Origin of the sequence: Amycolatopsis sp. NPDC005232 (assembly GCF_040607795.1) — a bacterium.
Taxonomy (GTDB): domain Bacteria; phylum Actinomycetota; class Actinomycetes; order Mycobacteriales; family Pseudonocardiaceae; genus Amycolatopsis.
The window spans coordinates 79458-102025 of record NZ_JBEXHL010000002.1; the positions used below are offsets into that span (position 1 = coordinate 79458).

Genomic DNA, 22568 nt, shown 5'->3' on the forward strand with positions numbered 1-22568 from the left:
TCAGCCGGCCAGCGCGTCCCGGACGGTGTCGGCCAGCAGGCGGGCGCACCCGGGGGCGCCGGGGTTCAGCAGCAGGTCAACGCCGTTGTGAGCCTCGAGCAACGCGGGCAGGTCGCGCGCGGCGACGGGCAGCCAGCCGGCCGCGCGGACGCGGGTGCGGTGCACCGGGGCCGTGGTGGCGAGCACGCACGGGATGTTGTCCGGCGACGGCGCCACCAGCGGCTCGTCGTCCACGTCGAGGGCGACCGACACGGTCGACTCCCGCAGGATCGCGGCGAGCTGGTCGGCGTCGGCGTCACCGCGGGCGACCAGGCGGAGCACGGCGTCGAGCGGGTCGCTCGGCGAGCCAGGGCCCGAGGGTTCGTAGGCGGGGTTCGCCTCGAAGCGGCCGACCGCGCCGTCCTCACCGGCGAGCCAGCCGCCCACGACGGCGGCCAGCGGCGGGGCCGCGACCTCGGCGCCGTCGTCGGTGGACGAAGGCGCCCACGCCGGGTCGACGAGCAGCACCCACTGGTCATTCGCCATCGCCGGCGCCTCCTCCCTTCGCGTGCGGCTCGCCCACCGAGGCGAGGAAGGCGTCCTCCGACTCGCTCACCTTGGCCAGCATCGCGTCCTGCTTCGCCGCCTGCTCCTTCATCCGCGCGGCGTACTGCCGGATGTGCTCGGCGGTGCGCCAACGGTTCAGCCACGCCAGGCTGCTCAGGTGCAGGCGCCGCATCACCCACAGCGTGTCGCGGGTCCGCTCCACGCGCTGCTCGAACGTACCCGGCGCGCCGCGCCAGCCCTCCAGCGCGCCGCGCACGGCTTCCTTCAGCACGTCCGGCGCGAGCTTTTCCGAGGCGAACGCGCGGATCGCCGTGGCGAGGTCGCGGGCGTAGGACTCGGCGTCCGCGTGGTCGAGGATCTTGCGGAACTGGCCGAGGAGGAGGCCGTTGTCCAGCGCGGCATCGAGGGCGCCGTGGCGGTCGAGGACCTCGACGGCGTCGGCGGCCCGGCCGACGTCCGTGCCGTGGGCGACCTCGTTGGCGAGGTCCAGCAGCGCTTCCGCGGCACGGCCGGTCTTGGCGAGCAGGGTGTCGGCGACGCCGTGGAGCTGCAGGAGCGTGTACTCCTCGGCCAGGCCGACGGCGACGGCGGTTTCGACGGCGGACAGCGTGGACGGTGCCGCGTTCGCAGGCAGCGAGATCGTCGCCATGGCCTCGGTACCCGGGCCGGTGGTCACGATCGAGGCCGCCGCGTGGGGTGTCGCCCCGGCCGGCGACAGCTCCGCCAGCTTGGCCTGGACCTGCGCGACGAACTGGGCGCGCACCTCGTCCGGACCGCTCACCTGGACGTGGGGCGCCGGCAGTCCGTCGGCCGCGCGTTCCACTGTGGACTCCGCGATCCACCGCGCGACGGAAACGTCGAGCGGCAGCGACACCGGTTCGAAGTCGAAGTCGCTCGCCGGGCCGGGCTCGGTGTTCAGGCGCACGGGCCGCGACACCGCGCCGTCGCGCCAGACACCCTTGCCCGACACCGTGAACCGCTCGCGCGCCGACTCCGGTAGCCGGACCTGCTGCCAGCGTCCGTCGACGAGCCGGTGGTCGATCACGTGCCGCACGTCGACGTTGTGCGACGCCAGCTCGAGTGCCGCCGTCCACAGGAGATCGGGCTGCTCGTGGCGTGCCACGACGTCTGCGGCGGCCGTGAGGTCGAGCGCCGTCCCGCCCGAACGCAACGCGCTGACCGCGCCGCTGAGCAGCGCCAACGTGCCGGTGCGGTCGTCGAGGCTCACCGGGCCGGCCGGGATCGACGGCCGGTACCACCAGCCGTGTTCGGCAGCCTGGCCGAGCTCGGCGATCGTGCGCCGGTCGTCTTCGGTCAGCGCGTGGTCGCCGGAAACCAGGTAGGAGACGGCCGGGAAGGTGTCCACGACGTTGTCAGGCGACGGCCTCGGCGTGGCGTGCATCAGAAGGTCCATTCCGGACGAACGCACGTGCTGCGTGAACTCGTCCGCCAGGGCACCCGACGCGAGCACGAGCGTCGGCGGCCGGTCGGACGATTGCATCAGCTCGGCGCTGCCTTCGGGCGTGGTGTCGATCTTCGTGACCACACCAGGCTTCGCACCGCGGTAGCCACCGAACGGTGCCGAATCCGAGGAGTACGGCTGCCCGTCGACACCACCGAACACGGCGGGAGCAACCGGTGAGTCAAGCGAGAACTCCACCGCGCCACCCCGCGCCGGCCGGAACGACACGGTGACACCCGAACCCTCGGCGACCCGGATCTTCACCGGCACCCGCGCCAGCAGGTCGCGATCACCCAGCTCACGCCCGAGGTGCCCGGCCAGCTCCCGCGCGGCCTCGCGTGCCTGCGCACGGTCACCACCGGTCACGTGGATCGCGGGCAGCTCGCCCTCGACCGCTCGCAACGCCCGCGCCAGCTCCCGCGCGCCGGTCTCCACCGGAGTGTCCACATCGGACACCAAAACAGCGTCGTCCGGGTTCCGCAGCGTAGCCCCGTGCTGGACCTCACCCAGCGTGCGGTGCACCCGGTCGGGATCGATGTCCAGCAGAGCCCGCGCTGAAGCCGGCAGCCGCACGTCGTGGTCGGTCCCGGTGTAGGTGTGCTGGTCGGTCACCGTGCGCACGAGCGGCGCCAGGTCCGGGTCCGCGGCGAGGAACGCCAGCGCCGCGTCCCACACCAGGTCCGGGTCGGCGTGGCGGCGCACGGCCGGCTCGACCGCCGTCAGGTGCAGGTCGCCGGCACGGTTGTACAGCCCGCGCACCAGGCTCTGCACCACGTGCTGGGTCAGCTCCAGCGTCTCGTCGCGCCCCGACACCGGTCGCGTCCCCGCGGCGGGCGGCTTGAGCCAGCTGCCGTCGCTGTTCATCCGGATGTCGGTCATTTCCGGCAGGTCGAACGCCGACGGCAGGCCGATGCGCCGCGCGGTGCCCGACAGCGCAGCGGGCCCGGTGCGACCGATGATCGAGTTGCGGTGCACGCGCCCCTGCGGCATCTGGAAGAACGCCGGCGGGAGGTCGTACGCCTCGGGCGGCATGAGGTTGCGCTGCGTTTTGCCGTAGTTCTCGCGCACGACGTCGAGGTGCACACGCGCGAACGGGTGCCCCTTGCTCATCGCGAACGCCGAGTTGGCCACGTTCATGCCGATGCGGTGCGTCGCGTAGCCCTCGCGCGAGGTCGCCGCGTGGAACAGGTCCTCGAGGCTTTCCACCACGTTGTCGCCGTCGGTGTAGAGGCCACCGAAGCGGTTCATCAGCTCCATGCGCAGGATGTCGCTGGCCGCCGCGTAGCCCGGACCGGTCAGCTTTCCGGTCTCGGATTGGTAGAACTCGTTGAGCAGCATGGGGTTCTCGCTCGAGAACACCTCGTCGACGTTCACCAGCCGCACGTGGTGCTGCTGCGCCCAGTTCACGAAGTCACGCACGTCGGCGAGCGGGTCGGCGCCTTCGGCCGGCGGCTCGGTCGTCAGCGCGAGCTCGATCTGCGAACGCGGGACGTCCGTCCACAGCACCGGCACGACACCGTCGTGCAGCCGCGCGGCCGCGCCGCCGAAGTTCTCGCGGAACGCGCTCATCGTGCCGGCGTCGCGCAGCGGGCCGCCGAGCCAGATGGCGTGCATGAGCAGCGGCGTCGACGTGGTCTTTTCCAACGGCTCGACGTCGCCGGGCGCCCACGCGGACAGCCGGTCGTCGGCGCGCGTGTGCTCGATCGTCCAGTCCCTGAGGTCGGGCAGGTTCGCCGGGTCGGCCTGATCGCGCAGCACGGGCACACCCCGGGTGAGGTCGAGCGTGTCCAGCAGCGCGAGGCCCCGACCAGCGGTGAGGTTCGAGTAGTCGTGGCCGCGCAGGAAGCCGGGCGGCTCCGGCGCGCGGTAGAGGCCGAACAGGTCGGGCCCGAGCAGCGGCGCGCCGTCCGGCGCCGGGCCGTGGTTGGCCGAGATCGCGCGCAGGTCCTGGGTGAGCTCGGCGGCGGAGGTGTACGGCGGCGCCTCATCGGGCTCTGAGTCCGCCATCGTCGCTCGCAGGTACTCGTTGACCACGGCGGCGAGCAGCTCGGGATCCTCGTGCCGGCCGAGCAGCGCCTGCACCTCGTCGTCGGGCGCACGGTCGTAGACGGCGTTCACGACCTCGGCCGCCAGGTACAACGAGCGGGCGCGGTCAGCGAGGCGGACCGGGCCTCCCGCGGCGAGAACCCGGGCGTAGCGCCAGTTCTTGAGCAACGCGTTCGTGAGCTCGTCGACCACGGCGTCGGCGTCGAGCGGACGGCCGAGCGTTTCCCAGTGCCCGCCGCGGACCACGGCGGTGAACGCGTCGTCGCGGGCGCCGAAGAGCGGGGCCGACGGTTCGTCGTCGGGGCTGTCGTCGCGGTGGTTGGCCAGCACGGAATCCGTCGCCGCGTGCACGATCGACGGCCCGCCACGGGTTTCGAGCGCCGCCTGGAAGTCGTGCGCAACCCCGCCGGGGCCGAGCCGACGGGCCGCCGCGCACTGGAACAGCGTGACCGAATCCGGCTGCGCGTCGGCGAATTCGGGTGACGCCGTGACGATCTGGGCGAGCGTCTCGCCGTCGACGTAGACCTCGCGCCGCGTGCCGTCCGGGCCGGTCACGGCGACCTTCACGCGGGCTTCCTCGCCGTGGCCGGTGACGAGGAACGTCCGGCCCTCGGCCAGTTCGTCGGCCCACGGTGTGCGCACGGGGATGCCGCCGTCGCCGGGGCCGCGGCCGCGCAGGTCGTTCGCCGCGCCGGTGGCGAAGGCGCGCATCTCGTCCGGATCGGCTTCGACCACGAGGTTCTCGCCCCGGGTCTGCCGCAGCCAGGTCTGGACCTTCGCGGCCTCGGCGGATTCGAGGAACGTCAGCCCGCGCGCGGTGCCGGTGTGGTCGGTCAGCACGGTCGTGGTGACCGCGCCGGGCGCGAAGTCGATCGTCACGCCCGGTTCGCCGACGACCTCGCCGGTCAGGCGCGTGTGGTCGGCGTGCACCAGGTGGTCGAACGCCAGGTCACCGAAGCCACGCTCGCCCAGCAGGCGCGTGACGTCGGCCTTGAAGTGGTCCACGCGGTCCGCGGGAACGGTGACTGGCGGCAGCGGCTCGCCGTCGAGGTGGTGCTCGGCGAGCGTCTCGGCGTAGTGCGCGGCATCGGGCCGCGGGTGCGTGGTCTCGCGCGCCGGACCTTCGGTCCACGCAGGGTTCAGCCGCGCGGGCCGGGCCAGCTCGTCGGTGCTCCAGGTGCCCTTGCCCGTCACCGTGATCAGGCCACGTGCCATCGGCGGCAGCGGCACGCGTGTCCATTCGCCGGTGTCCGGGTCGCGGCGGACGTCGACCACGGTGTGCACCGGCGTGTTGCCCGAGGCCAGGTGCGTGAGCACGGCCGAGTAGACGACGTCGGGCCGTTCGTGGCGGGCCACGAGGTCGTGGACGTCGGTGAGCCGCAGCTCGCCGGTACGAGCGGCGGTGTCGGCCAGTTGTCGCTCCACAGTGGACGCCAGCGCCAGCGTGCCGTCGTGGTCCGCCGGCGAGATCGGCCCGGCCGGCGGTTCGGTGCGGGGGCTGGTGTCGAGCTCGTGCACGAGGGCGACGATCGTCTCGTCACCCGGATTGCCGCCGAACGTCCGGAAGTGCCCGCCGTCCGTGACCGCGGTGAACGCGCCGGTGGAGCCGAGCGCCTTGCCCAGCGTCGCGGTGTCGCGGCCGAACAATGCGGGTTTTGTCGGCGCGTGCACCGTCGCCGGCCCACCGAGGTCGCTGAGCGCGCGCTGGAAGTCGTGCGCCACCCCGCCGGGGCCGTCGGTCTGGCCGGTGCTGCACGCGATGAGCGTGACCGACGACTTGGGCCCGGCCTGCGCGAACGGCGCCGAGTTGGCGACGATCCGCGCGAACGTCCGACCATCCACCCGCACAGTCTGCCCGCCGACCAGCGTCAGCTTCACCGACTGTGGTTTGCCGTGGGCGAAGACGAAGAACGTGTCGCCGGTGTCGGTGCCCCACGGCGCGGGCGATTTCGCGGCCCAGTCACCGAATTGGCGTCCGCCGAGGTCAGGCGTGGTGCCGTTGCGGCGAGCCTCGACAACGACTGGGTCAAGGGTCTTCGACGTCACGCCCTCGTCGAGCGAGGAGACCTCACCGGAGTTGTCGGCGACCCAGTCGTGCTCGACCGCGGACGTCTGTTCCGCGGCCGGCAGGAACGACACCGCGACGACCTTGCCCGAGCGGTCCGTGACCTGGTGCAGCTGAACGTCGCTGACATCGAAGTCGTACGGCCGGTCCGCGTTGACGTCCCAGCCCGAGATCGTCGCGGGCTCGGTGTCGGGTGCGGTGTCCGGGGCCTCGACGACGTGCTCGGTCGAGCGCGGGTCGAAGCGGGACTCGACCCTCTTGGCCGGCCACACGTGGGTGGCGAGTCGCCAGTCGACCTCTTCCTTGGCCTGCCACCACTTCTTGCGGGCCTCGTCGGCCTTCTCGCGCGCCTCCCGCACCTGGCGCAGCGCGTCTTCGCGGCGGGAGGTGAAGTCGGAGTTGTCGTTGTCGTAAGAGGCCAGGACGTTGGCCAGCTGTTCCGCGCGGTCCTGCGCGTCCTGGCGGCGTCGCACGAGCGCGGGCTGCGCGGCGCGGATGTGGCGCACGCCCTGCTCCGCGCGCGCGACCTGGTCCAGCAGCTGCCGCCGCTCGAGCGAGCCCTCGTCGGTGACCGACGCCAGGGCCAGCGCCTGTTCGGGGACGTCTTGCAGCCGCATGACCTCGGCGTTGCCCTCGCGCAGCTCACGGCCGGCGTCCTTGGCGTCGTTCTCCGCGTCGGCCAGGGCCTGGCGCAGCTCGCGCACGGGGTCGGCGTCGGTCTCGACGGCCAGCCCGTTCGCGTCCTTGGTCAACGTCTTGACGCTGTCGCGCTCGTCGAGCCAGCGGTCGTCGGCCTCGTGCTGGGCCGTCTCCACGGCCTCCTCCGCCTTGCGCCAGTCCGAGGCCGCGTCCTTCACCGCGTCCTGTGCCTTGGTGATCGCGTCCGGCAGCGCTTCGCCCAGCAGCTTTTCGAGGTCCACATCGGATATGCGGACCAGCGCCGAAGCCGGCACCTTCACCTCGACCGCCGCCGTGCGGCCCCCACCGAGGTCGGCGACCACCCGGTACTCCACGTCGAACCCGACGAGCCCGCTGCGGCCCTTCGGCTTCGCGACGGTGGACCGCTGTCCACCCGCGACAGTCGCGGTCGGATCGCTCATCGCGGCGGGGTTGCGGATGTCCGCGCCGCTCCACGAGTGCGAGTTGTCCTTCGGGTCGGTGACGCCGCCGACGCCGGGCATGTACTGGTTCTCGCCGCTGAGGGCTTCCTTGGCCTCGCCCGTGAACGTGGCCGCGGTCTGGTCGGTGCGCTCCAGCTTCACGGTGTCACTCAGGGCCGTGAGGTCCGGTTTGACCAGGCGCGAGTAGACCTTCACGCTGCCGTGGCCGTTCTTGATCAGCGACGCTTCGTGCAGGTCAGGCGCGGCGAGCGGGCCGTCGAGCATGCTCGGCAGGTGGCCCTGCAGGATCTCGTTGGTCAACGACGTGACCAGCGTGTTGTTGGCGCCGGTGCCCCGGCCGGTGAGGCCGTTGCCGGCGCCGGCGAGCCGCAGCGCGCGCTCGGCCCCGGCCTGCACCGCGGCCGACCCGCGCACACCCTCGGTGTGCGCCGACGGCGGCAGCTTGCCCACGCCCTGTGCCTGCCATTCGGCGAGCTTCTCGGGTGTCGTGTCGGCGGCGGTGAGCTCGGTGGTGCGTGGTTCGTGGGCCTTCGGCGTCTGACCCTCGGTGCTGATCTTGTGGTCATCGGCCGCGGAGCGCACGGTCACGTTCGCGTTCTGCTCGGTGACCGGGTAAGTCTTACCGCCACGCTGCACCACGAGCTCGAACTTCACCTGGTGGCGGTAGCGCACGGCAGGGCCGCTCTGCGAAGCCTTGGACCCCTTGGTCGTCGCGGTGGCCGACACCGTCTGGTCGGTTTTGGTCTTCGAGCCGGACACGCCGAGCGTGAGACCCTCGTAGCCGCTCACGTCCGGCTTGGTGTCGCTGAACAGGCCGCGCCCGGCGCCGCGGAACTGGCCGCCGTAGGACGAGCCGTGGCCGGCGTTCTCCTTGTCCGTCACGGCGGCGCTCACGACGTGGTCGATCTCGCCGCCGTCGTGGACGACGTCGAGGAACTCGGTGTCGGTGATCGTCGCTTTGAGCAGCACCTGGTAGGTGTCGGTGGACAGCACGCCGGCGTCGTGCAGCAGCAGCGGCGCGCCACCGTCGAGCGCGCTGTCCACAAGGGACGTGACGGCGTCGGGCGAGGCGAGGTCGAGCGTGCGCTGCAGGTTGGTCATGGAGTCGTCGAGCACCGATTTCGGCAGCAGCTTGTCACCGGTGCGGCCCAGCGCGGTGCGGGCGTCGCGCACGAGCTGCGACAGGTCGGGCGCGTCCTCGACCACGGCGGCGCCCAGCGCGCTGGAGTCGCGGCCGACGAGCGCGGGCGGCGCCATCTTGCCCGGCGGCTCGGTGCGCGGCTCGACCTTCGGCAGCAGGCCCTGCTCGCGGGCCTGGTCCTCGGACATGCGCACGTACACCGCACCAGGCAGCTTCACGTCGGCGCCGGCACGTGAGGTCGAGCCGTTGACCAGGCTCTCCTGGCGCGTCTCGGCGACCAGCCGCACGTCGGCGTCGTACTGCACGAGCACGGTGCGGCCCTTGGCGTTGGCGCGGTTGAGGTGATCGACGCTCGCGCTGACCTCTGTCGAGCCGCCCGACGTGCGCGTCCACGGGCTCCACTTGGCCGACGCGTAGACCTGGCCCTGACCGTGGGCGGTGGCCATGCTGCCGTCCGGCCGGATGGTGACGCCGAGCTGCACGTTGCCCTCGAGCGCCTGCTTGTGCGTCTGCTCGAACGCGGCCTTCGCGCCACCGGCGAACGTGGTCTCGCTACCGCCCGCGTCGGACGCCACGACGACCTTCGGGTTGCTGAGCGCCACGTTCATACCGAGCCCGCCGACGCGGTCGGCCACGCGCCGCTCATAGCGGAAGCCGCCGGCCCGCGCGCCCTGGCGCAGGAACTTCGGCAGGCCGCCGCGGAACGTCTCGGGCGAGAACATGCGGTCCACGCGTTTGCGGGCCTCGCCGCCGGACAGGCCGAGCACGCCGTCGCCGTCGGACGCCCGCTCCAGCTGGCGCAGGGCCTCGTCACGCAGGGCCTCGGTGTTCGTGAATGCCTCGACGTGCAGGAACTTCGGCTGGTCCGGTTGGGGGCCGGCCAGCATGTCCTCGATCGTCGGGGTGTCGTTCTTGTTCAGCACGGTGGTGCCGGGCTTGCCGGGCAGGAAGTCTCCGGGGTCCTTCTTCAGCGCGGAACCGTCGTTGACCCACAGGTCGACCTTGCCGGAGATCTTCGGCAGCGCCGGGTCGCCGGTCTTGGCCACAGTGGACACCTTCGGCGTCACGCGGAACGGCGAACCCGGCGTCAGGCGCTTCACCCACGGGCGGTTGCGGGTGTAGCTGGTGATCTCGACCTCGAACTCCACGTCGTGCTCGAACACCTGCGAGTCGGGGCTGCCGGAAAGGCTCGTGGTGGTCGTGACGGTGGGGCCGCCGGAGTTCTTCCAGCTGTACGCGTCGGAGTACTGGATCGGCACGACCGCGGGGCTGATGCTGGAGGTCGCGACCGACGTGGGCTGCGGGATGACCATGCGGCCTTCCAGTCCGACCGACCAGCTCTTGTCCACAGTGGTCGCGCTGCTCAACGACGGCGCTGTGGCGACCGAGCCCTTGACCGAGCGTCCGGTGGCCTGTCCGAGGTGCCGGCCCGGCGAAAGCTTGGCCTTCACCGTGACGCTGATGTACTCGTCGGTGAACAGGCCGCGCCGCTTCAGCTGCACGGACACACCGGGGCCGAGCAGAGTGTCCATTTTGGCCTTGAGCGCCGCGGGCGAGAACGTGGCCGTGAGCTTGCGCAGATTGGCGAAGCGCTCGGCGATGTCGCGGCTGGAGCTCTTGTCGTCGGCCTGGAACTTGTCCCAGCGCGGCAGGAACTTCGCCATGCCGGGCCGGTCGCGCAGCGCGTTTTCGATCTGCGGCTGGACCTTCGCGGCCGGTGTGAACGAGCCCGTGCGCACGTTGCCCGCGGCGGCGGCCGCGGCGAGGTAGGGCGGCTCGTAGCGCTTGCCGACGTCGGTGAGCTTGTCGCGCGTGTCCGCCGGCACGGGCAGGCCTTGGGCCTTCGCCTCGGGCAGCCCCATGCGGACGTACGCGGTGGCCTCGACGGTCTCGACCTCACCGGCCGAGGTGACGACGTCGACATCCACCTTCACCTTGTAGATCCCGATGTCGCCCTTGGCCTCGATCGTGTTCTTCGCCGTGACGCTGGTGCCACCCGTCGCCGTCTCGGTCACCTTCGACGAGACGGACCCGCTCACGCCGACGAGGCCACCGACCTTGCCCGGCAGGTAGGAGCCACCGCCGACCGTCACGGACAGGTCCATTCCGGACTTCGACGCCGCGGCCGTCGCCCCGCCGTTCACCGACGAGTCGTTGAACCGCAGCTCGCTGTCCCCCGGCACCACACCGACGAGCTCGACGTCCTTCGGCCGCGCCTGCAGCTGCACGCCGTCGCGGTGGCTGCCGTGGGGGCTGAGCAGGTCGTTGGACACGACCGGGCCGCCCTGCAACGCCGCGCCGAGAACACCGCGGATGCCACCGCCGCTGACGAACTCGCGCAACGCCTGGCGCCCCGGCGCGCCGAACTTCGTGACCGACGGGTGCAGCCGCTCGGCCACCTTGTCGAACAGCGCCTGCTCGTCGAGCAGCACGGCCTCGGGCGCGAGCAGCTCGATGTTCTCGGCCCAGCCGGGTTTCGGGTCACCCGTGGCTTCGGCGTCCGGCTTGAGGTTGCCGAGGTCCTGCGACCACAGCAGCGAGACCTTGCCGTCCACGGTGGAACCGGTGAGCCCGCCGACCTGGTCGGTGACGGTGATCGAGTACTTCACGTTGACGTCGGCACCGTCCACGTCGCCGGCCGAGCGCACCACCCGCTGCTCGGTGCCGGTGACGGTGGACGTGTGCGTCTGCGCCGCCGTCGCGAGCTGCACCATGGGCGCGACCGACACGTAGGCGCCGGGCGGGATCAGCGCGAAGTACGACGTGCCGACGGTCCGCGCGATCGTGTCGTTCTGGCCTTGGGCGTGCGTGGCCTGCGCCTGGTCGTTGACGTCGCTGATCGTGGCGTGTGGCTGCTTCGCGATCCCGTCGGCCTGCACCGCGCCCAGGTCGAGCTCGGCCCGCACGTGGACCTCGAACCACTTCTCGCCGACGCGCACCATGGACTTGCGGCCTTGGCCGAGGAACGACTCGAAGGCGGCGCTGTCGAGCGTGCCGGTGATGGCATCGATGCCCACCGGGTCCGGCGGGTTCCTGCGGGAGCCGAGTGAGGTGACCAGGCGCTTGATGGTGTCGCCGACCTGCTTCACGCCCTGCGGGTTCATCGGCACGAGCGAGCCGAGGGCCTCGCCCTTCTTGGCGTACTCAGGCAGCCGGTCGGTGAGCGAGCGGGTGTCGGGCGCCGGATCGTCGTCGGCGACGGTGACGACGCGCTCCTGTTCCTCCTGCTCCCGCCGCACGTCGTCGTCGAAAAGCTGCTTGAGCTCGTCGTACTTCTGCGCGTAGCCCGGGTCGTACTCGAAGCGGTGGCCACCGTCCGTGGTGACGAGCGGGCCGTTCTTCCGCTCCTCCTTGATCCCCGACACGGCCGACTTGGCGCCGAAGGGCTCGACCTTGCCATTGTGGACGAAGTGGCTGTCGGCGAAGTACGACGAGAAATCCGCCTGGTAGTACTGGTGGAACTCGTCGAACAGCTTCTTCACGTCGGCGGCCCGCACCGGCCCGCCACCGGGACGGCCGACGTCCTTTGCGAGGTTCTCGATGAAATCGTGCACCTGCTGGGCGCTGACATCCTTGCCGCGGAAGTAGAAGCCGAACGGGTCGGCGTCGACCATTCCGCGGGCGATGCGGAAATCGCGGGCGGAGTCCCACAGGCCTTCGTGGCGGTTCATCTGCTCGACGGCGCCGCGGTGCTCCGGCTCGTTGTCGTGCTGCTCCTGCCCGGCGCCGTACTGGTTCTTGGAGTTCTCCTTCTCCATGTCGTGGAACAGGATCGCCTTGGCCAGCGTCTCGCGGGGCACGAACCGGTCGGCGTCGTGTTCGCCGCGGGTGAGGCGCAGGTACTGGTTGAGCACCATCTGGGCGTGTTCCCCGAAGGTGTTCGGGTTCGTCTTGGTCCCGGTGCGGTAGCGGTTGTGCTTGCCCTCGGCCTTCACGACCTCGTTGAACTTGCGCGCGATCGACTCGTGGGTGTCGGGCTTGCTGCCGTCCGGCCGGCTGTCGAGCCGGGTGACGAGGTGGTCGAGGATCCGCTCGGCACCGCGGTGGTCGTCGTCAGTCTTCGCCAGCTCGTCGCCGATCACGGTGTCGAGGCCGCGGCCGATGTCCTGGTGCCGGCCGAACTCGCCGGCCGGGTGGTACTGCGTGTGGCCGCGGGTGGCACCCTGCGACCAGGCGCCGTACTCGTTGTCGAACGTCTTCGAGTCGACCTGCTTGGTGGCGGGGTCGTAGGCGTTCTCGCGGGTGTTGAAGTCGACCTTCACGCGCTTCTCGTCGGTGGCGATGGCCGCGCCGATCTCCGCCTGAGTGGCGTAGTCGGGCACCTTCGCGATGAACGCGTCGACGTCTTCCTGCGTCACGGGCTTGAACTCGATGCCCTTGACCGTGTCGGGATTGAGCACCCTCGCGGCTTCGTCGGCGAGGGCCTCGCGCTGCGCGGTGGTGGTGAACTTGAGCACGGGGTCCTTGTCCATGCTCGTGCGCACCTTGGCCGCCGCGTCCTGCAGGCCGTTCTCGAACACATCCTGCAGCTGCTTCGAGTCGAGGCCGACGAGGTGCTGCGTCGTCACGCCGGAGACGGCGTCGGGCAGCACGCCGTCGGACAGGCGCTGCTTCACGGTCTCCCGGTCGAAGCCGAGGCCGGAGTCCCTGGCGTCCTGGGCCAGGTCGGCGTTCTTCAGAGCCGCCGAGACCTCGGCTGCGACGGCGTCGGCACGGTTGCCGGCGAAGTAGTTCTTCTTCGCACCCTCGTTGCTCGCGAACCCTTGCTCGACCTTGTCGTTGAACTTCCCGCCGGTGACGGTGAACTGCTGCTTCACGGCGTTTTCGACGGCCGTGGTCAGCTTCTGCTTGAAGCCGTCGACCCCGCGATTCGCGCCCAGGGAATCGAGCGTCGTGGTCACCAGCTGGTCGGCCGTGTTCTTGGCGATGGCGGCCACGAGCTGCTCGTTCGCCATCACCTCGCGCATCTTGGCGATCGTCTCGATCTTGGCGTCGGGCGAGACGAACTTGGTGACCGGGTTTGTGTGCAGCGCCCGGAACTCCTTGTTGACGACGTCCTTGAGGATGCCGCCGAGGTTCTTCGCGGCCGTCAGGACCTCGTCGCGCACCTTGATACCGTCGAGCGCCACTGTGTCCGGGCCTTGGTCGAGCTTCTCGCCGAGCGTGTGGCCGATCCCGTCGGTGAGCTGCTTGACGACCGAACCGGACGGGCCGCGGGTGTTGAGGAAGACGTTGAGGTCCTGGCGGCGCTGCTCGACGGTGCTCGGCGGGGCCTGCTTCCCACCGTCCTTGCCGGGCTTCTCCTTGTCACTGGGGATCGAGTCGGAGTGCGGTGTGAAGTACGCGTCCCAGGACTTCCCGCCCTTCAGTTCCTGGTGCGTGTGGTAGAGGTCCGAGAGCTTCGTGGCCAGCGCCCGCAGGTCCTGCGGGTCGTTGCGGAAGTACTTGCGGTCCTGGCCCTTGTCCGTCGTCCAGCCGAACCACGGGTCGTTGTCCTTACCCAGCGCGTCGGACTGGAAATCGGGCGGCAGGCCGAGCCGCGAGTAGAGGTCGGCGATGTCCTCCTGGCGGCCGGCCAGCTCGGAGTGGTCGTAGGTCTGGTTGGCGGAGTAGGTGACGAGCGAACCTTTGAGCGCGGCGTCGCGCATGGCGGTGAAGTGCTCGCCGCGCAGGCCGAACTGGTTGACGTCACCGGTCTGGTCCACGTTCATGGCGAGCTTGTTGTCCGGCAGCGCCTCGACTGTCGCTTCGCGGCTGACCTTGGTGAACGTGTCGAGCGGCACCAGGAACGAGCGCAGCACCGGCTGCATGCCCGGCTGGAAGTTCGGGTCGGTCTCGTACTTCGACGTCCACTGCACCGCGCGCATGGGCCGCCCGCCGCCGACCCAGAAGATGTCGGCCTTGCCGGCGCCGCCGAAGACGTTGACGTTGCCCTCGTCGTCCTGGTGCACATCCTTGAACGATCCGGGTTTCGCCGGGTTGAGCACCGCGGTGTACATCCGCACGTACTGCTCGCCGCGGATCGTCTCGATCTCGAACTCGCCGCGGTTGAGGACCTTGCGCTTCTCGCGGTCGAACGTGTTGGCCGCGAGGTCCTTCTTCGTCAGCAGGACCGAAGGGCCGGGGTAGCTGACGTTCTGGCGTCCGATGTGGACGTTTTCCTTCGTGCCGAGGTAGCTGTCCTTGCCGTCCACTTCGGCCTTGGCGATGTGGACCGGGCGGCCGGTTTCGGGGCCGTGGCTGGTCCAGGTGCCGTTCTGTTCCAGGACGTGGACGCGGAGGTTGGCGGCGCGGGCGATGGCGTCGAAGTCGGTGTCGTTGTTGGCGCGGAGGTTCGTGGTGATGCGCTGGTGTTCCCTGGGCGCGTCCTGCGAGATGCTCGCGATGACAGCGCTGCGGAAGTTGTCGGGGCCTTCGGGGCCGCCGACGTAGACGCCCTCGATGCCGTGGGTGCCGAGCATCGTGCCCTGCGCGGGGCGCAGGACGTCGCGGGGGATCACGGTGCCGTGCTGCACGGGGAGGGGTTTGCCGTTGATGTCGACCGTGGTGGCCGGGGCCTCGGTCGGGGTGTGGAGGTTGGGCTTGTCCTTTGCGGACTCGCCCGTCTGCTGCGGTGGCTGGTACGGGCGGTTCGGCTTCGCGTCCGGGTCACCGAGGTGGTGGTCGTGGATCACAGCCTGGTTCGAGATGTCCTCGATCTTCGCCAGGTTGTCGTCGGTGAGCGACGTGTCGGACCAGGCGTCGCGGCCCATCACACCGGGCTGGTCGGTGCGGTTGAACAACAGCGTGTCGTTCCGGTAGCCCTCGCCGAGACCGAGGAAGTGCATGACCTCGTGGGTGAGGCCGGTGGGGTTGTCGTTGACGTCCCAGTTGGTCTGGTTGGTGCGGGGCGCCGTGTGGTCCCGCTTTGAATCCACAGTGGTGTCGTGGATGTTGACCGGGACGCTGCGCGACGGATCCGAGGTCCAGTTGTCGTCGGCGGGGTCGACGGTGTTGTTGGCGCGAGCGTCGACGGTGACGTGGAGCTGGTCGCCGTTGGGCAGGCGGTAGTGCTGGTTGACGGTGTTGTCGAGGTGGTTCTGCAGGTCTTGCGCGAGCCGGTTGCGCTGGTCGATCGAGACGGAGTTCGACGACGAGGTGAGGTCCAGCGGCACGGTGAACTCGCGCACCCAGTTGCCGGGTGACGTCTCGAAGCGGCGCACGTCGTAGCGGACGTGGGTGGCCGTGCCGTGGAGCTGGCCGTGCTTGAGGCCGTCTCCGGAGAACTGCTGCGCGATCGCCTTCTTCGGGTCGAACCGTTCGGCCACCAGCCGTGACGACGGCGCCGTGTCGCGGCGGTTGCCCCAGTCCTTCGGGCCCGGCAGGTCCTTCGGCGACCGGCCTGGGTTCGGCCGGTTGTTGTCGCTGTGCGGTTTCGGCGGCGCGTCCGTCGGCGTGTGGCGGCTGTCAAGGACCTGCTGCGTGAAGTCCTGGAAGTAACGCAGGTGGTCGGTCGGGTACCCGCCGCGGGAGGCGTTCTCGATCTGCTGCTCGACGTGGTGATCGATTGCGCGCAGATCGGCGTTCGAAATCGAACGCCAGCCCCGCGCCGACGGGTCGGCCGGCAGCGCGAGCGCCTTCGCGGTCAGTGCGGCCGTGCGGTTCTGCTCCAGCGTGGCCAGCCGGTTTTCCAGCTGCGCGCGGCGAGTCGCGTTGCGGGTGGTGGCGAGCCCGTCGCGCGCCGCCTGCACGCGGACGTCGTAGTCGCCGGGGCGCGAGAGGTCGATCAGCTTGTCGATCACCGCCGAGCGGCCAGGGTCGTCGGAGTAGACGGACTTCAGGTTCCGCAGGCCGTCGCTGTTGATGCCGTACAGCGACGCTTCGAACGCGTCGAGCGCGCCGTCGGTCTCGGTGTCGGCGAGGTTCCCGGGCAGGTCGACGTCGCGGCCGGGCACGTGTTCGGCCGCGCGGTCGTGCACCGCGGTGCCGAGCTGGATGAACGGCCGGTTCACCGGGTCACGCCTGGGCGCGCTGGTCGAGGGCTCGTTCCGCGGCTCGTTCTGTGGGCTGGGGGCGCCGCGCAGGTCGCGGCTGAAGTCCAGGAAGCGTTGCAGGTGCTCGGTCGGGTGCCCACCTGCCTGCGCGTCGCGGATCTGGGCCTCGACGTGCTGCTCGACGTCCGCCAAGTCCCGCGGCGTGAACGAATCCCAGCCCCGCGCCGACGGATCGGCCGGCAGGCTCAGCGCGTTCACGGTCAGCACCGCCACGCGGTCGCGACGCAGCTGGTCGGCGCGGTCGCGGTGGTGCTGGGCCTCCTGATCAAGCCGGCGCGCCTCGGCCTCGCGGTTGTCCTGGTCGCGCCGCGCCGAGCCGAACTTGAGCGCCTTGGGCAGGAGGTCCGACTTCGACGAGAGCGCCTGCCGGTTGCGCTGCGCGTCGTCCAGCATCTGCTCGACGTCGGCGAGCCGGCGCTGGAAGCCACCCGGGCTGCGGGTGATGCGGGCGAAGTCGTCCATCCGCCGGATCAGGGGTAGGCGGTCGGGGTCGTTCGAGTACTTGGCCGACAGCTCGGCGAGGCCCGCGCGGTCCATCCCGTACAGCGACGCTTCGAAGGACTTCACCGAACCTTCGACGACCGGGTCGAAGCCGCCGGGGACGCGCAGGTCGCGGTCGGGCGCCATCGTGCTGTCCTGCTGCTGGGTCAGGGCCGAGGGGCCGGGGCGCATGAACGGCTGCGTCTCGGGGTCGTGTTCGAGCGAGCGGGCCGGGGGCAGCGGGGCGGGCTGGTTCTCGGTGTCCGGCTCCGGCGCCGTGTCCTGGTGGGTGTCTGGGTCCTGGTGGGTGTCTGTGCTCTCGTGGGTGTCTGTGCTCTCGTGGGTGTCTGTGCTCTCGTGGGTGTCTGTGCTCTCGTGGGTGTCCTGGTTCGGGTCCGGCTCGGGAGTGACGTCTCCCGTGTTGCCCGTGCGGACGTTGTTGACGTTCTCCCACAACGAGTCCAGGTGTTCCGTCGGGTACCCGCCGGCTCGCGCGTTGAGGATCAGGTCGCCGACGTGGTCCTCGATCGCCCGCAGGTCGTCGGGGTGGAACGCGTTCCACTCGTTCGAGGTCAGGTCCGGCGGCAACCCCAGCGCGTGGACGGTCAGGGCTTCGAGCCGCAGGTCCTGAGCCTGGTCCAGCCGCGCCTGGGCGTCGTCGAGGAAGCCCTGCAGCAGGTTCCGCATCTCGGGGCTGGGGTTGCTCCGCAGGTCGCGGGTCCACTGGTCGACTTCCGTGCGCAGGTCCTGCAGGTGCTCGTCGATCCCGACGCCCATGCGCGCCTGGCCGGTGACGTCGATCATCCGCTCGAGCTGGTCGATCTGCTTCGGATCGGTCTGCGCCGAGACGAGCACGGTCAGCTGCTCCGGGTTGCGGCCGTAGAGCGACGCGGGGAAGCCGAGCTCGCGGTTGCGCGCGTTGCGGCGCATCTGCGCCAGCTCCTCGTCGATCTGCTTGATGCGTTCGACGCGGGTCTGCCGCTCCTCGTTGGACTTCTTCCAGTCCTGGTAGCGCGTGTGCACCTCGGCGGCCTTCTCGACGCGGCCGCTGTAGTCGGGGTGGGTCGCCAGCTTGAAGTTGCGCTGGTAGCGGGCGACGAGGTCCTCGCTGAGGCGGATGTTCTTCGCGAGGTCGGCGATCTCCTGAGACGCCTCCGTCGAGCCGAAGAAGCTGCGCAGCTGACGGCCGGCTGAGTTCCAGGTCGAGTTCGCCTGCCGGAACGCGTCGAGGTCTTCCTCCGCTTTGCGTACCTCTTCGGCGAAGGAATCCATTCCACCGCGGCGGATCTGCCGCACGGCCTCGCGCATGTCCGGCTCCTGCTGCACGCGGGTGTGCAGCGATTTGAGCGTGGAGGCGTCGAAGCCGGCCTTCTCGGCGGCGTCGATCTTGCGCGTGAGGTGGTTGTCGAGGCGGTCGAGCGTGTCGGCGCTGAGGTGCTCGAGGCCGTCGGCGTTCTCGCCGGCGACGCGGTTGTCGAGCAGGTTCAGCACTTCGAGGGTGCGCTGGTCGTCGGTGAGCGCATCGATGCGTTCGGTGTAATCGGTGCTGAGCGTCTGGCACGCGGCGATGTCGGCGTTGAGCCGCTGCTGCGCGGCCCGCTCGCGGGGGCTCTGGAACCGTTGCGGGGTCCAGGACCGCTGGCCCTTCGCGGTCCTGAGCTGCTGGTCGAAGCCGTTGCGCTTGTCGGTGAGCTCGCGGATCAACGCGTCCGGGCCGCCGGGGTGCGCGACCGCGTGTTTGAGGCGCAACATCCGTTGTGCGCCGGCGAACAGCGCGGGATCCTGGCGGCCGGACACGTCCGTGACGACGTCGGTGAGCTGGTCGACGTTCATGCCCTCGAGCACCGCGCTGAACCCGTCGCGCAGGTCCTTGCGGGTCGGCTCGCCGAGCGCCGAGTAACGGCCGTTCTGCGACCCGATCTCCACGCGCGGGCCGGTCGCCGGGCCGTGGTTGGTGCGGGTGCCGCCGGAGTCGACGACGAGGTGCACGCCGAGCGCGTGGGCGATCGTGTCGGGCAGGTGCGAGCCGACGTGGGAATCTTGCCAGGACTGGTTTTCCAGGCCTTGGGTCACGAGGTCGGCGGAGGTGGGCAGGGTGGCGGTCTCGGTGACGTGGTTGGTGAGGTGATCGAGGAGATCGCGGTCGCCGTGGGTAAGGCCGTCGGGGTCGATCGCCGCGCGCGTGACCTGCCAGTGCTTCGCCGACTGTTCCGCGAGCTTGTCGGCGAGGTTGCCTCGCCACTGGTCGGTGTGGGCGTCGCCGGTGAGGTTCGGGTCGGTCGGGGCGAGGTCGGGGGCGATCTTCGCGAGCTGGTCGGTGTCGAGGTGCTGGGCGGCCCAGCGGGAGAGGCCGTCGGGGTTGAGGCCGTCGAAGTCGAAGTTGCCCGGGTTGGCGCGGACGTTGGCGACTACGTCATCCACAGTGGACTTGATGTCGGCCTTGCTGACGAACGGGGCCGCGTTGCCGACGGGAGCGTGCTGGAACGCGGAGCTGCGCAGGACGGACTCGACCAGGCCGACGTTGTCGGTGTTGGGCTGGTGCTGCGGCAACAGCCGCGGGTTGTCGTTCCGGGTGTTCGGTCGGGTGTCGAAGCCGCCCGGGACGACGTGGTCGTCGGTGTCCTCATCGGACTGGTTCTGGTTCGGCGCTTCCGCCGGGGTGTGGAGGGTGGGCTTGTCCTTCGCGGAATCGCCCGCGTGCCGCGGTGGCTGGTACGGACGGTTCGGTTTCGCGTCCGGGCTGTCCAGGTGGTGGTCGTGGATCACGGCCTGGTTGGAGATGTCCTCGATCTTGGCCAGGTTGTCGTCGGTGAGCGAGGAGTCACTCCACGCGTTGCGGCCCATCACACCGGGCTGGTCGGTGCGGTTGAACAGCAGGGTGCTGTTCTTGTAACCCTCGCCCAGCCCGATGAAGTGCATGATCTCGTGCGTGAGACCGGTGCTGTTGTCGTTGACGTCCCAGTTGGTCTGGTTCGTCGGCGGCGTCTTCTTGTCCTGCTTCGAATCCACAGTGGAGTCGTGGACGTTGACCGGCACTCCGCGTGACGGATCGGCTGTCCAGCTGTCGTCATCCAGGTCGACGTTGTCGTTCGCGCGGGCATCGACGGTGACGTGTAGCTGGTCGCCGTTCGGCAGGTGGTAGTGCTGGTTGACGGTGTTGTCGAGGTGGTTCTGCAGGTCCTGCGCGAGCTGGTTGCGCTGGTCCGTCGAGACGGACTTCGTCGACGACGTGAGGTCCAGCGGCACGGTGAACTCGCGCACCCAGTTGCCCGGGGAGGTCTCGAACCGGCGCACGTCGTAGCGGATGTGCATCACCGCGCCCTCGAGCTGGCCGTCCTTCAGCCCGTCGCGGTTGCCGGAGAACTGTTGCGCGATCGCCTTCTTCGGGTCGAACCGCTCCAGCACGAGCCGTGACGACGGCGCGGTGTCGCGGCGGTTGCCCCAGTCCTTCGGGCCCGGCAGGTCCTTCGGCGACTGCCCGGGGTTCGGCCGGTCGTTGTCGCCGTGCGGCTTCGGCGGCGCGTCCGAGGGCGAGAACGGCGCCGGCGGGCGGCCGTTGACCATCATCTTCGTGACGGTCTCGAGCAGGTTGTCGAGGTGCTCGGTCGGATTCCCGCCGAGCTGCCCGGCGGTGATCTGCTGCGCGACGTGGTTGGCGATCCCCGGCAGGTCCTGGTCGCCGACCTGGCGCCAGCCCCACGCCTTCGGGTCGTTGCCGACGTGTAGCCCGTAGACGGTGAGCACGGCGGCGCGGTTCTGGTTGAGCTGTTCGACCTGCTGGTTGAGACGGTCGAGGCGCCGGTTGAGGAACTCGCGCTGCTGGTTGCGCTCGGCCTGATCGCGGATCATCGAGTCCGTCTTCAGGCTGTTGGGCAGCTGGTCCTTGACGTTCTTGAGGCCCTGCAGGTCTTTGGTGACGTCGTCGATCGAGGTCTGCAGGTTCTTCAGGTGGCCGTCGAGACCGCCTTCGGAGAGAGCGATCTTGTCGTACTTGAGGATCTTCTGGACCTCGGGGAGCCGCATGGGGTCATCGAGGTAGAGGGTGTGGAACGCGTTGAGGCCCGAGCGGTCCATGCCGTAGAGGGAGGACTCGAAGACTTCGCGTTCGAGGTCCGGGCCGAGGTCGGCTGGGATCGGATCCGGAGTCGGATCCTGGATGTTGTCCTGGCTCGGGTTCTGGTCCTGAGTGGAGCCTTGGTTGTCGTCCTGGCTCGAGTCCGGGTCCTGAGTGGAGTCTTGGTTGGTGTTCTGGTTCTGGCTAGTGTCCGTTGTGGACCTCGGGTCGGGCGTCGGACCCTCGGGCGTCGGACCGTCGACCGGCTTGGTGTCCGGCGTGGACTGCGGGCCCGGGTTCCGGTTGGCCGCGAGTGCCGCCTTTTCCGCTGCCGCCTTGGCTTTCCCCTCCGTGGTCAACGTCTCCAGGTGCTGCATGTTCTTGAAGATGCGCGCACTGCGGGAGATGCGGATGCCGTAGTCGGGGTTCTTGATCAGGTCGATCTTGCGCTGCAGATCCGACAGGTGGTCCTCGGTCTGGCTGATCTCCTGGTCGAGCTGGGCCCGGTAGTCGGCGTTCTCCTTCGTGTCGAGGTGGTTGAGGAAGCTCCACAGGCCCGTGTCGAGCGCGACGTTCTTCTGATCCTCGCGCAGGCTTTCCAGGTTGTCGGCGGTCTGCTCGGCGAGGTTCTCGAAATGCTGGGTGCCCGTGACCGGGATGTTGTTCACGAGCTGGCGCACGGTCGGCTCGTCCTGCACGCGCTGCTGCAGCGTCTTCAGGTGCGTGGTGTCGAAGCCGGCCTTGGTGGCGGCGTCGACTTGCTGGTTCAGGTGCGTGTCGAGCGACTTGAGCTGGTTGGGCCGGAGCCGGGAGAGGTTGTCGGCGTCGGGGCCGTCGACGTGCTGGTCGAGCAGGTACAGGTTGTCGAGGGTCCGCTTGTCGGCCGCCAGCAGCAGGATGCGGCTCGTGAGCTCCTCTTGCATCTGCTCGAGGCTGGTGATCAGCTGTTCGCGCTGGTCGCGCGTGTCCTGGTCTTCGCCGAGGAAGCGCTTGGCCAGGGTGTTGCCCTCGGCCTTGAGGTCGCCGATGCGGGTGGTGACGTCGTTTCGCTTGTCCCGCAACGCCTTCGTGAACTCATTCGGGCCGCCGGGATAGGCCACGGCCTGCTTGAGGCGCAGGATGCGTTTGGCGCCGTCGAGGAAGTCTTTGTTGAGGTCGTTGGTCAGGACGTCGGAGTTGCCCTGGACCAGCGACTGCCGCATGCGCTCGAAGCGCGCGGCGGGGTCGTTGATGTCGCTGTCGCGCTGGTTCGTCGCGAGGTCCACCACGATGTCGCGCACCTGGTCGGCGTCGAGGTCGCTCAACGCCGCCTCGAACCCGCGCACCATCTCCCGCCGCGACGGCCCGCCCAACGCCCCGAACTGCCCGTCCTGGTTGCGAACCCGCACCTCGGGATTGTTCTCACTCCCATAGCGCGACGTGTGATCGGGCCCGCCCCGCTCCACGATCAACCGCACGTCCAACGCATGCGCCACCACCTGCGGCAACCGCTTCCCGACGACGGAGTCGTGCCACGCCGGCGTCTGCAACCCCTTGACGACCAGGTCCGCGGACGTCGGCAGCTTGCCGTTCTCGTTGAGCTCGGTCGTGATGTGGTCCAGCACCTGACGGTCGCCGTCG

The 22568-nt window shown here is 70.0% G+C and carries 2 protein-coding genes (1 of these 2 only partly in view); both read right to left on the bottom strand.

What is annotated here, in order from left to right; translation table 11 throughout:
• Complete coding sequence (locus tag ABZU76_RS04155; protein ID WP_220245034.1) at positions 1–525, bottom strand: type VII secretion system-associated protein; 525 nt, start codon at positions 523–525, stop codon at positions 1–3.
• A protein-coding gene (locus ABZU76_RS04160; RefSeq protein WP_354864921.1) for a hypothetical protein crosses the window boundary here: on the bottom strand, positions 515–22568 show its 3' portion. 4442 nt of this gene lie beyond the right edge of the window; only the last 22054 of its 26496 coding nucleotides appear in the window; the start codon falls outside the window, past its right edge; it ends in the stop codon at positions 515–517. Before ABZU76_RS04160 ends, ABZU76_RS04155 begins: the two co-directional genes overlap by 11 nt.